Origin of the sequence: Exiguobacterium sp. s131 (genome assembly GCF_018617345.1) — a bacterium.
GTDB classification, from domain to species: Bacteria; Bacillota; Bacilli; order Exiguobacteriales; family Exiguobacteriaceae; genus Exiguobacterium; species Exiguobacterium profundum.
In genome coordinates this window covers 1,233,515-1,248,363 of the sequence record NZ_JACSJX010000001.1, presented here as the reverse complement: position 1 = coordinate 1,248,363, position 14,849 = coordinate 1,233,515, and the positions used below count along the sequence as shown (strand labels likewise).

The 14,849-nt window shown below is 47.5% G+C and carries 14 protein-coding genes and 1 riboswitch; of the genes, 4 read left to right on the top strand and 10 right to left on the bottom strand.

The window, feature by feature from the left end:
* The first annotated feature begins 69 nt into the window (after positions 1 to 69).
* Positions 70 to 1,113 carry a GGDEF domain-containing protein gene (locus tag KNO69_RS06470; protein ID WP_214816855.1) on the top strand — a complete coding sequence of 348 codons (1,044 nt, stop codon included), beginning with the start codon at positions 70 to 72 and terminating at the stop codon, positions 1,111 to 1,113.
* A gap of 15 nt (positions 1,114 to 1,128) precedes the next feature.
* Complete coding sequence (locus KNO69_RS06465; protein ID WP_214816852.1) at positions 1,129 to 2,142, top strand: tyrosine-type recombinase/integrase; 1,014 nt, start codon at positions 1,129 to 1,131, stop codon at positions 2,140 to 2,142.
* Positions 2,143 to 2,204: 62 nt separating this feature from the next.
* On the opposite strand, the gene KNO69_RS06460 is transcribed toward KNO69_RS06465, so the two are convergent.
* From KNO69_RS06460 to KNO69_RS06450, 3 genes are read right to left on the bottom strand one after another with little or no spacing between them, the layout of a single operon-like run.
* Positions 2,205 to 3,344 (bottom strand): hypothetical protein, encoded by a 1,140-nt coding sequence (locus KNO69_RS06460; protein WP_214816849.1) that lies wholly within the window; start codon positions 3,342 to 3,344, stop codon positions 2,205 to 2,207.
* Positions 3,341 to 4,552 (bottom strand): hypothetical protein, encoded by a 1,212-nt coding sequence (locus KNO69_RS06455; protein WP_214816846.1) that lies wholly within the window; start codon positions 4,550 to 4,552, stop codon positions 3,341 to 3,343. The genes KNO69_RS06460 and KNO69_RS06455 overlap by 4 nt, the downstream gene beginning before the upstream one ends.
* 55 nt (positions 4,553 to 4,607) lie before the next feature.
* On the bottom strand, positions 4,608 to 5,780 hold the full coding sequence (locus KNO69_RS06450; RefSeq protein WP_214816843.1) for a MalY/PatB family protein: 1,173 nt from the start codon (positions 5,778 to 5,780) through the stop codon (positions 4,608 to 4,610).
* 115 nt (positions 5,781 to 5,895) lie between these two features.
* On the opposite strand from KNO69_RS06450, the gene KNO69_RS06445 reads away from it, so the two are divergent.
* Positions 5,896 to 6,549 carry a M48 family metallopeptidase gene (locus KNO69_RS06445; RefSeq protein ID WP_214816840.1) on the top strand — a complete coding sequence of 218 codons (654 nt, stop codon included), beginning with the start codon at positions 5,896 to 5,898 and terminating at the stop codon, positions 6,547 to 6,549.
* Positions 6,550 to 6,570: 21 nt separating this feature from the next.
* Here the strand turns inward: KNO69_RS06445 and KNO69_RS15395 are convergent, their stop codons facing one another.
* From KNO69_RS15395 to KNO69_RS06425, 4 genes are all read right to left on the bottom strand, one after another.
* Positions 6,571 to 7,476 carry a methyl-accepting chemotaxis protein gene (locus KNO69_RS15395; protein ID WP_214816837.1) on the bottom strand — a complete coding sequence of 302 codons (906 nt, stop codon included), beginning with the start codon at positions 7,474 to 7,476 and terminating at the stop codon, positions 6,571 to 6,573.
* Positions 7,477 to 7,634: 158 nt separating this feature from the next.
* Positions 7,635 to 8,936, bottom strand: a complete 1,302-nt coding sequence (locus tag KNO69_RS06435) for a hypothetical protein (protein WP_214816834.1) — start codon at positions 8,934 to 8,936, stop codon at positions 7,635 to 7,637.
* Positions 8,933 to 10,189: a hypothetical protein gene (locus tag KNO69_RS06430; protein ID WP_214816831.1), complete on the bottom strand. Its 1,257-nt coding sequence runs from the start codon at positions 10,187 to 10,189 to the stop codon at positions 8,933 to 8,935. Before KNO69_RS06430 ends, KNO69_RS06435 begins: the two co-directional genes overlap by 4 nt.
* Entirely contained in the window at positions 10,186 to 11,484 is a 1,299-nt protein-coding gene (locus KNO69_RS06425; RefSeq protein WP_214816828.1) for a hypothetical protein, read from the bottom strand. Before KNO69_RS06425 ends, KNO69_RS06430 begins: the two co-directional genes overlap by 4 nt.
* 255 nt (positions 11,485 to 11,739) lie before the next feature.
* Here KNO69_RS06425 and KNO69_RS06420 point away from each other — a divergent pair, with 255 nt between their 5' ends.
* Positions 11,740 to 12,135 carry a Spx/MgsR family RNA polymerase-binding regulatory protein gene (locus tag KNO69_RS06420; RefSeq protein ID WP_012726343.1) on the top strand — a complete coding sequence of 132 codons (396 nt, stop codon included), beginning with the start codon at positions 11,740 to 11,742 and terminating at the stop codon, positions 12,133 to 12,135.
* Between the two features lie 29 nt (positions 12,136 to 12,164).
* Here KNO69_RS06420 and KNO69_RS06415 read toward each other — a convergent pair whose 3' ends face one another.
* From KNO69_RS06415 to KNO69_RS06405, 3 genes are read right to left on the bottom strand one after another with little or no spacing between them, the layout of a single operon-like run.
* A complete protein-coding gene (locus tag KNO69_RS06415) occupies positions 12,165 to 12,827 on the bottom strand; it encodes a methionine ABC transporter permease (protein ID WP_214816825.1) in 663 nt (220 codons plus the stop codon).
* Positions 12,799 to 13,833 (bottom strand): methionine ABC transporter ATP-binding protein, encoded by a 1,035-nt coding sequence (locus tag KNO69_RS06410; RefSeq protein ID WP_214816823.1) that lies wholly within the window; start codon positions 13,831 to 13,833, stop codon positions 12,799 to 12,801. The genes KNO69_RS06415 and KNO69_RS06410 overlap by 29 nt, the downstream gene beginning before the upstream one ends.
* A gap of 11 nt (positions 13,834 to 13,844) precedes the next feature.
* Positions 13,845 to 14,666, bottom strand: coding sequence for a MetQ/NlpA family ABC transporter substrate-binding protein (locus KNO69_RS06405; RefSeq protein ID WP_214812613.1), 822 nt, complete (start codon positions 14,664 to 14,666; stop codon positions 13,845 to 13,847).
* Positions 14,667 to 14,739: 73 nt separating this feature from the next.
* A riboswitch (SAM riboswitch) is annotated at positions 14,740 to 14,844 on the bottom strand.
* Positions 14,845 to 14,849 lie beyond the last annotated feature (5 nt).

Sequence of the window (14,849 nt, the reverse complement as noted above, 5' to 3'; positions counted from 1 at the left end):
AATCCGTTTTTCGGACATTTATATAAATTTGTTCATTGTTTCGTTATACTAAAAGAAAGGAGGTGTGCGATGGGAACAACCTATGAAACTCGTCGAGGAACACTATATAATGAACGTATTACTTTTTACGGCAACGTTGTCGCCTGGTTGGTTCACGTCCTATTTTGCATCTTGTTTTATCGTCTGGATTTGACTCTCTTATTCCTATCAAATGGCTTGAGTGTGTTCTACTACACGATTTCATTCTATTTTGTACATAAAAGGTGGTACGGAATTTTCTTTGCCGGACTTTTTATCGAAGTCGTTTACAACGCCGTCATCTCGACCGTTATACTAGGCTGGGAGATCAACATGCATTATTTTATCCTCATGATGGCATACGGTGTCTTTTTCATGCCAAGCGTATCAAGAGGCCAGCGCATCTTGACCACGGCCATCACGATGCTGATTTATAGCCTTCTATTCATCTACGTATCTGACGGCATCGAGACCTTACCAATACAGATAGAACAAGCGCTCGGACTCTTTTGTATCCTATCGACCGTGATGATGATTGCAGGGCTCTCCTTTATCTTTGAGTCAGCAGTTGTCGAAGTGACAGATGAACTCGAACAATCTAATGAGCGGTTGCAAATTCTCGCCTCGACGGATGGATTGACCGGACTATTGAACCGAAAAGTCGGGCATGAACAGGTTTCCAAAGCAATCGACAACGCCGCTCATGAAGGCATTCCATACGCACTCGTCCTCGGTGACATCGATCGATTCAAATCATTTAACGAGACTTACGGACATGATTGTGGGGACCGGGTGCTACAACAAGTCGCCAGCATCCTATCCGACGTCGACGGCATTGTAGTCCGATGGGGAGGCGAGGAATTCCTGATTTTCTTTTCGAGTCCATGCGATAACTTCCTTACAATCGCCGAACAATTGAGACAGCAAATCGAGTCAATCCCTCTCTATTACGCGGGGGAAAGACTTCATGTCACAATGACATTCGGACTTGCGGTTCGTACTGGTCACGATACGGTTGAAGAGATTATAAAAGAGGCAGATGACTTCCTTCGTGAAGGGAAGCGCAACGGAAAGAATCAAGTGAGAACCACATGAAGAAAGGGGCATTCCATGAGTATTTTCGGTCAACTTGGACAGCGGCAGACACCGACGACGACGAAACGCTTCGAGTTGAACGGGTTGCACCGACTACCCGCATTCATCCAACAGTTTTTTCATCATTTAGCAGCAAAGCACTACTCCAAACAGACGGCCCAACGCTATGTGTATGATGTTTTAGATTTCTTTCGTTGGGTCGAGCGCGTGAGCGGTACCGAGTTAGAGTCTGAAACGATTGACTTGGCATCATTCACAGAGATTGACCATGCCGGTGCAGAAGCGTATGCGACTTATCTTGCCCTCGATCTCGAAAACGCTCCAAGCGTCATCAATCGGAAGCTTTCAACGTTACAGTCACTCTTCAATTACTTAATCGAGACCAATCAAGCGACGGTGAATCCCTTTCAAACCGTGGAACGTCCGAAGCGCGGCAAACGGAATCCCGTTTATTTGACGGAATCGGAATGGCTCGATTTCTCGACGCTTGTACGTAGCAACGTCGGCATGACGAATCGCGAGGCGAGTTGGTACGAACTGAATCGTGCACGTGATTTTTTAATCATACAGTTACTCGGACTAACAGGTATGCGCGTATCCGAGCTTGTCGGACTCAATTGGTCCGATATCAATCTCGAGACCGGGACGATTCGGGTCATCGGTAAAGGGAACAAGGAACGATTGATCCCAATTGCAAAGCCACTTCTTCCGCTCCTCTCTGAATATCGCCACGAGTCGAGCGAAGGTGCGGTGTTCCAAAATGAGAAGGGAAATCGAATCGCCGTACGAACGGTTCAACATATGTTGAAAGGTCATATTGACCGTTTGAAGCCTTACCTTCCGTTCTTGAGCTATAAGCAGGTGACGCCGCATAAGTTGCGTCACACCTTCGCCTCACGTCTCGCGATGGGCGGGGTCGATGTGCTCACGATTCAGCAGCTTCTCGGACATGAATCTGTAGCAACGACACAAGTCTATGCCCATATCGGAGACGAACGGAAAAAACACGCAGTATCAGGTTTACAATAATATGTTATGTAAACTATATATCCAAATATAACCACCACCTATATGATGGGTGGTGGTTATATTTATATGCTAGACATTGACAATATCAATATGGCATCATCGATGACCATAAAATAGGCATTGTCATATGCGAAACGTTCTTCAGATTTCAAATCGAAGATCACGACACCGCTCGTTAGCCCTTCCGTATATTCATGGACGAGATAGCGGTGACCGATGACGCGTTCGAACGGTTCCACATCGATATAACGCGCACCGGTTGCTAGGTCGATGACTTCTGAGTGCATATCCGTCTCATCGACTTTGATGAAAATCGTCGAACTAATATCATCGTATGTGAAATCAATCGGTTCATAGGCACCCCAATCGACGACCGATACTTCATGCAAGACATCGGGAGCCGTCAAATCATAGATGACTTCCTTATTTAACGAGTCAACAAAAGCGGAGAATCGAAGCGTCCCTTCATTTTCTCCGAGATATTGAACCGTGTCCCCTTCCCCTTGAAGACGAAGGACATCATCGAATGGCAATTCGTCCCGATGATCCCATATCGCCTCGACCGCCTCTTCAAGTGGGCAAATCAATAGTGCCTCGGAATGGTCAATCGGGTCGTCAGGAGAGATGCGCCCATCATCGAGTGCATTATAATAGTCAAACTCATCGAGTCTTGCGTTACAGACGATGTATGGAACACCAGCGAATGTGGTCGTAAACAAATATAATTCTCGGAATCGTTCCGTCTTACCGACGAGGCGCTCATCTCGAATACGCTCCCGTTGATTGGTCACCCGGTCATAAAGCCATGCATCATCCGATGATTCAAACGCCGTCAAAAAGAGGAAGTAACGATGATCCAATACCCAGAACAATGTGCTATTCCCACGCTTCTCAAACGTCGTGACAATTTCTTCGGTGTCTGACTTGTAAGAGAAGGCGATCAATTCTGTCTTGACTACCCCTTCACCGTCTGGAACCTCATTTATAAAGTAGACGATGTCTCCATCGACGAAAAGCTTGGGATAACCATAATCCGCGTACTCCCTTCGATTCAATTGTGTGATCACGCCGTCCTCTTCGTCAAAGCGATAGAGCGAGAATGTCGTTTGATTTATCTTCTCGCGATAGTAGACAGAGGAAGGGGTAACGGCGATCACATCTTCATGATCGATTGGCATGGCTCGTGCGTCAACGATTCTCATAAAACACCTCTCTCTTGTCCGGATTCAGCGGGTTCGACTGTAACAAGCCCAGGTGGTCGTTTCGGGAACGTGATACGAAGATGAGCATATTCAATCACATCCTGATGCGGATGATTCTTGTCGATCCAGCGAATCCGTTGTTGATTCGCGAGAGCATGTCCAATCTTTTCTTCCATTTGGAATTTGGAGATGTCTCGAAACGCGACTTCTTGAATGTACGTCTCTTCATCGGTCTCAAACTGTTGCCAGATCCCCATGATCAATTGACCGAGGGCTGAGACACGCCGTTCAGGGAGCGTGATCGTCCCTAGTGTTCGACTCACTTCCTTCAGACACTCATTCGGGTCGTCCGAGGCGGCAAATAGTCGTTTTGCCGTATTGTTCATGACGCGATAGCGACGTTTCCCACTTTCGAGCCTGAGCACCTGCGCGTACGGTTCAACCGGTACACCATGAAAAAAGGTTTCGGTTCCACCCCATGCGAATCCAAATGACGGATCGAACTTCCGGATTGTCTGCATGAAGGACATCATAAAGTCCTCGACTTCTCGCCTTTCGAGTCGAAGCCATTCGGCCAGGGCGAGGGTTCCTTTCTCTTTTGAAATCCGATCCACCGGGAAGAAGAGCTCACCATCCGATAGACGATGAGGTTTCAATTCGACACCGTCCGCACGATAATCGGTCGACGGCCTCCCTCCTCTCCCTGCGTAGATAACCCACTCATCCTCTGTGCTTTCGATGGCATAGGCTTGATGTGCCCATGGCGGCGTCACGTATAAGGCGGGATACTCTTCAAAGGTGTCGAGGTGAATGTACGATCGGTCATTCCAAAGGTGGGCGACGAGACGCACGACCTCCCCTGTCTCCGAATCTTTCGGAGCGATGTAATTTCCCGTATCCCCGATAAACGTCAAGATATGAAAACCGTATCCGTTATAAAGGTGACGCACAATCCGTTCAAAGACGGCGGTCACCATGCGTTCAAATAACGGATGGTCTTCATTCCGATCGAGCGTTGGCGAATCGACCGTACACATGAGCCAACCCATCCGCTCATATAAACGGACTCGGAGCGGATAAGAGATCAATGGAGAAGAACTCGCATGAATCTCAGTCAAGCGGATATTGGACATGTTTTCGACTTGCAAGGTGAATCCGCTACGCCTTAACTGTTCCTCCATCTTTTTCTTCCAGTTGATCGTCTCCATCCCATCCACTCACTTTCTTTCATCATCTCATTGTGAATTTTTCCCGATTCTCGTTTTACACAAACGCTTTTCGCTTCATTTGCGCGCTCAGCCGATGAATCGCCTCGTCCAACAGTTCACGACGAGTCCCGATATTCATCCGTTCGAACGCTTCACCTTGAGGACCGAACGGACCACCCGGTGACAAGAAGATCCGAACCTCGTGATGAAGCCATGACTTCCGCTCCTCGGCAGACATCGGTAACTCCGAGAAGTCGAGCCAAAGCAGATAACTCGCTTCCGGACGGGTCGTATGGAGCATCGGAAGGTTTGATTCGATGGAATCGATCACGTCATTCATTTGTTGCTCCAATTCTTCTCGCAACTGGTCGAGCCAACGTTCCGCGCGGTTGTCGGTATACGCGGCGATGATAGCCGTGTTCGCGAACGGTGTCGGGAGCACATGATGTTTGTTCTGTACTTTCGTGATTTGCTTCCGCCACTCATCGACCGGACAAATGATGTAGGACGCAAATAATCCGGCGATATTAAATGCTTTTGAGGGCGCACTTACCGTGATGACACGCGAGTCGAGTGTGCCGATTGCGGTATGTTTATGAGACGGGAATGTCAAATCTGCATGAATCTCGTCAGCGACGACAATCACCTCATATTGATCCGCGAGTGCTACGACCTTTTCTAGTTCCGCTCTCGTCCAGACACGCCCAACTGGATTATGTGGGGAACAGAGTAGGAAGAGTTTCGCTTGTTTCATCGCTTCCTCGAGTGCGACAAAATCCATCTCGTAGCGCTCGTCAATTTTTTTCAACGGGGCATCGAACACTTGTCGCTTGGAACCGACAACGAGTTCGTGGAATGGTGGATAGACAGGTGACTGGATGACGACGCCATCTCCGACTTCAGTCAACGCCTCGACGATATGCGTCAACGCAGGCACAACACCGCTAGAGAATAACACATGGTTCGGGTCTACAATCAAATCGTGACGTCGGCCGTACCAATCACTGACCGCCTTCTGCGCTTCAGGTGCGAACAGTGTATACCCGAATTCCCCTTGAGCGGCTTTTGCGGCGAGCGCCTCGGAGATGGACGGCGCAGTACGGATGTCGATATCCGCTACCCAAAGCGGTAACACATCCTCAGATAAACGGAACCATTGTTCCAACCCATCCCATTTCACCGAATTCGTATCTTTACGTTTCAGTTCTTGTTGTAAAATTGATTTCATGTTCATCCCTCCTCCTCTTACTGTATCAAAGTTGATTCGACTGCGTGCCAAAAAAGCATGGCAGTTTCTTGCCGACTTCGTTATACTCGATCGAGATAAGAAAGGAGGCGCGTCAATGCGTGTTACCGTCATTCGCAACAATCGCAGAAAAAAAGCCGCATTTTATGTCACGCCAAACGGAATCGAGCTACGTATTCCAGCACGTTTGTCAAAACGAGTCGTCGACCGCATTCTAGAAGAGCATGACACATGGATTCGTGAGACGTTGCAGAATCTTCCTCAACAGATGTGCGTTCTTGATCGCGGACTAGTGCTTCACGGAGAGCATTACCCGGTCAGAAGAGACAGCGGGCGGACGCTTCGGCATGACGGCACGTCTTTTTTGGTTCCGGAAGCATGGGACGACGCTACACTCTGGAAACAGTATGAGATTTGGCTTCGTGAACGTGCCTTACACTATGCGATCGAGCGGGCACCAATTTATGAAAAGATCTTAGGCGTTAAAGCGAAAAAGATTCGGATTGGTCATCAAAAGACACGGTGGGGATCATGTAGTTCGAACGGAACTATCTCCATCAATGTCCGCCTCATGCTGGCGCCGAGAGAAATGATGGATTACGTGATTGCTCATGAATGGGTGCATCTCGTCCACTTCGACCACTCACCTTCTTTTTGGAGAACGTTACAAAAGATTTATCCGAACACCGCTACAGCGAAAGATTGGTTGAAACGACACGGACATACGTTACAATTCAAAAAAACCGACTGACCCCGTGTAGGGTCAATCGGTTCACAGGTTGGATGTAAATGTGTCGGCAGTATCATGTAACTCGGCTGCTGCCTGCTCGAACGTATGGAATTGCTCCATCGTCTGTTCCATCGTTTTTGCACTTAACTGAATCTCTTGATTGGACGCAGTGACACCTTCTACAATTTTCCGAAGCTCGACGTTCATCCCTTCCGTGTTCGAGTTGACGTCGATGACCGCACGTTCAACCATACGGGAGAGGTTGCGGACCTCAGTCGCAACCACATTAAATCCAAGCCCGTGTTCACCTGCTCGTGCCGCTTCGATGGCAGCATTCAGGGACAATAGATTCGTTTGTGCCGCAATCTCTTTGATCGACGAGGCAATTTTCGCGATGTCATCGGCTTGACGACGCAAGTTCTGAAGGGCATGGAGGTTGTCCGCGGCATCTTTCGCAAGCTTTTCAATCGTTTCATTCAATACTTTCGTGTCTTGCATGCCTGTCTTCGCCCGTTCGTCGAGCACATCGGTCATCGATTTAAAGCGATACGCATAATCCTCAATCACTTGTTGCCGTGCGGTGATGTCCGATGCGATCTTGACGACACCGATGACATCATCTCCTTCAAAAATTGGCATATACGTCGCCTCGAGCCAAATGGTTTCCCCTTTTGCATTCTCACGCTCCACTTTATCCGAGAAACTGAAACCATTCCATAATTTCTCCCAAAATGCCGAATACTCTGGACTATTGACAAAGGAAGAAGGGCAGAACAAGTGATGCTGCATGCCAATCATCTCCTCGCGTCTATATTTCATTGCTTTCGCAAACGTATCGTTCACATCGACGACCCGGCGTTGACGATCGAATCGAATCATCGCCATATTCGTTTCAATGGATTGAAAAACGTCTGCAGATTGAATTCCTTTTTGGTTCAAAGTACTCATTATAGATAGCAACCTTTCTCATTCTTAGGATGTTCGTACTAAATCGTGAATTTCAGTGTAACGTATCCTATAACATACCATTACTCTCTTTTTATACAGAAGGTCAATATCTTGGATTTGAAGTATTTACCAAATAAAAAGACACCGAGGGGCGCCTTTCACTCATCTAAATCAGGGAAATAGGAGAAAAACGTTTCCGCCCCTGCACTGCTCAGTTTGAACGTTTGGTTTCGTGTTTCATCCGTCACATAGACATCTACTTTTTTAGACCGTTTCTGGAAGCTTAACTGAAACTCTTGCCCTTTCCATCCCTCGATGATGGTGAGAAGGGGATAGTCCCCCACTTCTCCAGCTCGATCCACCGGTTCTGCCTCCTCAAATGCGTTCATCAAATCAGACATGTCGGTGCCAGCTGCACGCAATGTATCCGGATAATTCAATGTAGCCTCCGCATCTAACGGTTTTTTATGGAGAAAGAAGAACGGACCTCGCGGAACGGAAGGATTTGCAATGAGTCCTGCTTCAGTAGATTCTTTAATGGACTCTTTCGTGGCAAACTCGCCCTTCGTGTACGTCAAGCTGACTTCTTCTTTCACACGCTTTCCATTTTTCATGTATGAGAATATGTAAAGCGGTGTCTTAACCCCCGGCTCTAACGTATCCGTCTGGAGGACCCGTTCGACTTGTAATCCTTCGAACTGGATGGGGACATGTGCGCTCTCTTTCTCATCCCATACAAGGAACGGTTGAATAGATGTCGTTCCGTTCGTAGTTTCGAAGTAAAAGTGAGCGGCTTCCAATTTGTCATTATATCCGAGTGCAATCTTTGCGGTTCCCATTTGCGCATTATATGGTTCAATGGTCGAGAGGGGAAAGATTCCTTCCTGTTCACCTACTGTTAACGCAATCGCGCCATTCAAAGGAGAGGTCAAATGAACCATCGTGTCTTTGAACAGGTTGATGGGCATCCCCAGGTACTCGGATGGGTCACTCTGTTCTGCGACTTCTTCTTCCTCTTTCGTACCCGCTTTCATTTTCGGGACGTTCGGAACTTCGATACCTGCTGATAAATCAAGGAAGTCCGGTAATTCATCAATCTTCCCTAATTTCATGTTGGAATAGTCTCCGTCATAGCAAATGGTGTAGTTTTCTTTTCCTTTCAAGAATGTCACTAATTTATATGAGCTCGGATCATAATCTGATATCATGACTTTCCGATTCACCGCATATGAATTGAAAACCGTTACATCCCCCTCGATCTGAGTGAGCGGTTCACCCGTACAAGCGCCGAGAATTGCAGTCGACCATGTCTCCGACTCGGCATCCATCTGATTCGAATACAAATCGCCCACGTTCCATTGCTCGGGCATATAGTCCAACTTTACGACATCCATCTGTTCGCCAACACAACCCGACAAAATCCCGACTGTGCTTAACATCAATAGCATTCGTTTCATCATGACTCTTTCACCTCCGGAAATAGATCCAAGAATCGTTCCGCTCCTTTGCTTGATAGTTTGAATGTTTGATCGCGAAGCGAGTCCGTCAGATAAACATCGATTTTTTGAGATCGTTCCTTGAAACTTAACTGAAATTCTTGAGCACCCCAACCATCGACGATCGTAAGACGCGAATAGTCAGTCACATCTCCAGCACGTTTGACAGGTATTGCGTCATCAATCTCATTCATCAGATCTGATATGTCGTTCTCTTCAGCCATCAGCACGTTTGGGTACTGAATGTCGAGCGCGCCGTTTAATGGCTTCTCATGAACATAAACGAATGGACCATTTGAATCGCTCGCGTTTTGAACAGGATCTTGTGTCGAAAATTCACCATTCAAATAAGTTAAACTGACCTCCTCATTCACACGTTTCCCATCTTCAATGAAGGAGAACGTGTAGAGAGGCATCTTGACACCCGGTTCAAGAATGTCTTCCCGAAGTACCTGTTCTACTTGTAGCCCTTCGAATTGAATCGGCTCGTGTTTATGCTCTTTTTCATTCCACACGACTAAAGGAAGCAGGGTCGTCAATCCATCATTTTTCTCATAGTGAAAATACGCTTCTTTCGATTGTTCGTCATACCCGAGCGCGATTCCCACTTCTTCCGATTGGGCACTAAATGGCTCTAAATGTGAAATGGGGAACAGTCCTTGTTGATCTCCAATCGATAAATCGATTTGGCCATATAATGAAGGTGTCACATGAATCATCGTCCCTTCGAGGAGACGGACGGGCGCAGCATAGTAATGACCTTGGTCTTTTTGTTCCATTTGTTTCAATTCTTCATGTGTACCCGTGCGAATCGTCGGCGTACTCAAGATGTCGGTCCCTTCTTCCGTATGAACGAAGTAAGGGAATTCATCTATCTTTTCCGCCTTTATTTGTTCAGAAGCACTGTCATAGCAAACGGCATATGGTCGATCTCCTTCCATATACATCACGATTTTATATGCATCATCGAATTTGCGATTCAATTCATACGAGCGATAGACGGTGACGTCCTCTTCGATTCGTGAAATTGCATTCCCGGAACACGCATCGAGTAAATCACTCGCCCACGTCTCCGACTTGGCATCCATCCGACCAGAATTCATCTCTTTCACATTCCAATGCTCCGATATGTAATCTAGCTTTACGACATCCATCTGTTCATCATCACAACCTGTCAACAAACCAATACAGCAAATAAATAAAAAGATTCGTTTCATAATGTTTCCCTTAGACGCGGAAACGTGTCTAAGAATGCCTCCGCTCCTTCGCTCGATAATTTATATGTTTGGTCGCGGAGCGAGTCCGTTAAATAGATATCAACTTTTTTCGAACGCTTTTGATAGCTGATTTCGAATACTTGACCCTTCCAACCGTCTGATAAAGTCAAATATCGATATTCTGAATCTTCTCCGCGGCGATCGACGGGGTCTGCCTGATTGATGATGTCGAACAATTCTTTCGCTTCCTCTATCGTGGCCTCACTATATTCTGCGAATTCCATCGCCCCTCCATCGTATGGTTTGCGATGGACGATGACCCTTGGCCCGGCTTCTTCAACAGGCAACCAATCCTCAAACATCGGATCTGGTTCTTCTCCTTCTTTTAACAACAAGCCAGGAGCGAATCGAATCGTCATCGTTTCGGTCACACGTTTCCCGTTTTTCAGATACGAAAAAGTATAGAACTGATACTCCTCTCCTTCGTTCAGTTGGCGAACTGTAGCGACAGTCTCGATCTCTAACTCGGAAAAGACGGTATTCTCTTTTGACTCCGGGTCCTCTAACTCATCAAACTCAATCGGTTGAGGCATGAAAAATTGACCGTCAAACGAGTAGAGAATATATGGACGAAACCTCTTTTTATCATATCCGATGGCAATCTGTTGATTCGGCATCTCAAATCCTCGCGGCTCGAACTGCGCAATCGGATAACGGATCACCTTGCCATCAAGTTTCATTTCAAGTTCGCCGTAGAGCGCCGGTTCGATTTCCAGTAACGTATGCGGGAACGGGGTGATGGAATTCCCGTCAAAATCCAATCCTTCTGCTTCCACCAACTTGTCTTGTAACGCGGAAGATGTCTGATGAATACGAGGGAGTCGGGGAAGTCGAATTCCGTCACTTGTATTCACAAAGTCTGGAAACGAGTCAATCGCTTCCGCCATCAATTGATTGGTGTAACTTTCACGACATACGACATACCGTTCGTCACCTTCTAAGTACGTCACGACTTTCATCGTATATGGGGTCATGGTTGAAATAGGCTCGGTTCTCCCTGCAATCGCCGTTTGATATACCGTGATGTCACCCTTTAATTCGGTTGCACGCTCCCCAACGCATGCAGCCAATACTTCTTTTGACTCATGAACTTTAATCATCTCTCCTTCTTTTGAATAGCTTTCCACATTCCATTGATCCTCTATGTAATCTAGTTGAATGACTTCTATATTAGATGCCCCACATGAGCTTAAAAATGAAGCACTCAGTAACATCATGATTCCTCTTTTGTACAAAATATCCCCTCCTCTAATCTCCTCATCCAATTTTACCATTATCTAACTATCCTATACGAAAAAAATCCGCTCACGTTTCATGAGCGGATGGTAGAACAATCATACACTTTGTTCGATACTCATGAAATCTGAACCCGAACGTAATCGTCCTCAATCAAAAGAAACTGTATGTGATTTGAAACATAATCACGTACTCGAACGTATAAAAGGAGATAATAGTTAGAACCAAACTGATGTAAAGGAGAAGTGGTTGTCGTGACGGTCACAGTATTCACGCATACGAGCTGCAGTTCTTCCAGAAAAACGATTGATTGGTTACGGGAACAAAAGATTCCCTTCATCGAAAAGAAATTGACAGACCAAGGTTTATCCTTCGGAGAATTCAAAGAGATGTTAAGCCTGACGGAAAATGGGACGACGGACTTGTTGTCGGTCCAAAAGAGTGTCTATAAACAAGCGGCAGAGAAACTAGATGAGATGTCGATTCGTGAGCTATATAGCTTCGTCGCCTCGAATCCTCAAATCCTGAAAAGTCCGATCGTCTTCGACCATCATCGCATCCAGGTCGGTTTCAGTGAAAAAGAGATTCGGACGTTCATCCCGAGACATGACCGCATCGCTGAACTGAAACGTCTGCTCCATAACGCATAAATCGTGTCGCTTTCACGACACGATTCTTTTTATGCCTTTTTCAATTTTGCCGCCAGTCGATTCCCGAAGGATTGGATGGACTGAACGAGGAGGATGAGGACGAAAATGGTCACGTACATGACTTCCGGTTCGAAACGAAGGTGTCCGTATTGATAGGCGATGTCCCCCAGTCCACCTGCTCCGACGAGTCCCGCCATCGCCGTCGCTCCAATCAATCCAATTGTCGCAATCGTCAATCCGAGAACGATAGAAGAACGTGCTTCACGGATTAACACATACCAGATGATTTTTCTCGTCGCGATGCCCATCGCTTCATACGCCTCGATGACCCCGCGGTCGACTTCGAGTAGTGCCGACTCCATGAGTCGCGCAATATACGGGGCGGTGAAGACGATCAAGGGGAGCAAGACGCCCTGCACGCCGATTGTCGTCCCCATGATGAACCGTGTGAACGGCAAGATGAAGAACAACAGAATGATGAACGGGATGGAACGGATGACGTTGATAACGCTCGATAAGCCACCATAGACGAATCGGTTTGCGAGTCTGCCATTCGGTCTCGTCAAAACGAGCAACGTCCCGAGCGGCAATCCGATCAAGGTCGAGATCAAAAGCGCGATGCTCGTCATCGTCAACGTTTGAACCGTTCCTGTCCAGATTAAGTCACCCCAGTCTGTCCAAAACTGTTGCATGGTTTGACACCTCCCTCACATGTACGCCGCTCGTCTTCAAATAACGGACGGCGAGTTCCGTTTGATCATGATCCCCGTCAAGATGGACAAGTAAGTTTCCGACAAGCCCCGCCTTTAACTTCTTGATTCCGCCTCCGATGATGTTCGGAAGGATGCCGAACCGCTTGGTCAATTGGGCCAGGACTGCTTGTTCTGTCTGACTGCCGATGAACGACAAGTGGACGAGCGTTCCCCGAGTCTGGAGTTCCGAGACGACTTCTTCCGGCACGTCGAGGTTTGTCTTAAGAAACTTCTGGGTCGTCTCGTGTGACGGATTGGAGAAGACGTCTAGTACGTGTCCTTGTTCAACGATTTGGCCACGATCGATGACGGCGACCCGGTCACAGATTCGTTCGATGACTTCCATCTCATGTGTGATCAAGAAAATCGTCAATCCGAGCTCGCGATTGATTTCGAGCAGTAACTCTAAAATCGACTCGGTCGTCTCAGGGTCGAGTGCACTTGTCGCCTCATCACTGAGGAGAATATCAGGCTCGTGGGCGAGCGCTCGCGCAATGGCGACACGTTGTTTCTGTCCACCTGACAATTGTTCAGGGTAATGGTTCCGATGTTCGCTCAGTCCGACGATTTGGAGATAGCGGTCGACCCGTTCACGGATGACCTGCTTCCCGAGACCTTCGAGACGAAGCGGGATGGCGACATTCTCTTCGACGGTCGCAGTCTTCAGCAGGTTGTAGTGCTGAAAGATCATACCGATTCGCTGGCGTAACGTCGACAACCCTTTCTTTTTGAGGAGCGTGATATCTTGTCCCTCAATCTCGACTACGCCTGATGTCGGGCGCTCCAAAAGATTGATCATCCGGATGAGCGTACTCTTACCGGCACCACTTCGTCCGATGATTCCGAAGATTTCGCCTCTCTCAATCGTGAGGGTGACATCATCAAGTGCCGTGATCGTGTCTCCGTTGACCTTGAACTCCTTGGTGATTTGTTTCAGTTCAATCATAAGACCCCTCCTTAGAATGCCGGCACGACCGAACCATTGAATTCTTCTTCGATGAAGGCACGTACTTCATCTGAATGATAGTAAGACTTCAGCGTCTTCACGACTTCATCTTCTTTATTGGCTGAACGGACGACGACATAGTTCGGATACGGGTTATCGACCGTATCTTCATGGAAGAGGGCATCTTCATTAATGGATAGACCCGCTCCCATCGCGAAGTTCGTGTTGATGGCTGCGAGTGCCACTTCCGGGAGTTGCGTCGGCAGTTGGGATGCTTCAAGTTCAATAAATTCGAGGTTGAGCGGATTCTCAGCAATGTCGCGCTTCGTCGCTTTATCCGTCAATCCTTCTTTTAACGTGATGAGTCCGGCCGTTTCGTATAATCGTAGCGCACGGAGCTCGTTCGCCGGGTCGTTCGGGACGGCTACTTTATCGCCCTCCTTTAAGTCCTTGATATCCGTCAACTTCTCTGAATAGAGCCCCATCGGGAAAGCGACCGTCTTGAAGACGTCGTCAATCTTATATCCCTTGTCCGCTTTTTGCAGTTCGAGGAACGAGAGCGTCTGATAGCTGTTCACGTCGAGACTTCCTTCGTCGAGAGCGGTGTTCGGGGTGTTGTAATCATTAAATACTTTGATATCGATTTCGAGCCCATCTTCTTTTGCGAGCTCCTGTACTTTCTCGGCGATTTGCTCGTGTGGTCCACCAGTCACGCCGATCGTTAGCTCTTTCGTGCTTAGCGTCTCGCTCGCCTCGGATTGTCCGCACGCCGAGAGTGCGATGGCCGCAAGGATAGATGTACCTGCCAAAATGGTTTTTTGTTTAATGTTCATGAATGATTCCTCCTCCAAATGAAAAGCCCGCTACTCAAAAAGAGCGGCGGGCACGACACGTGAAAGTCGGACACGCTCATCTCCCAGACGTCTCGTCTGTTGGAATTAGCACCATGATCATTTCTGATCTGGTTGCCGGGTTTCATCGGGCCAGTCCCTCCACCACTCTTGATAAGCAATCGG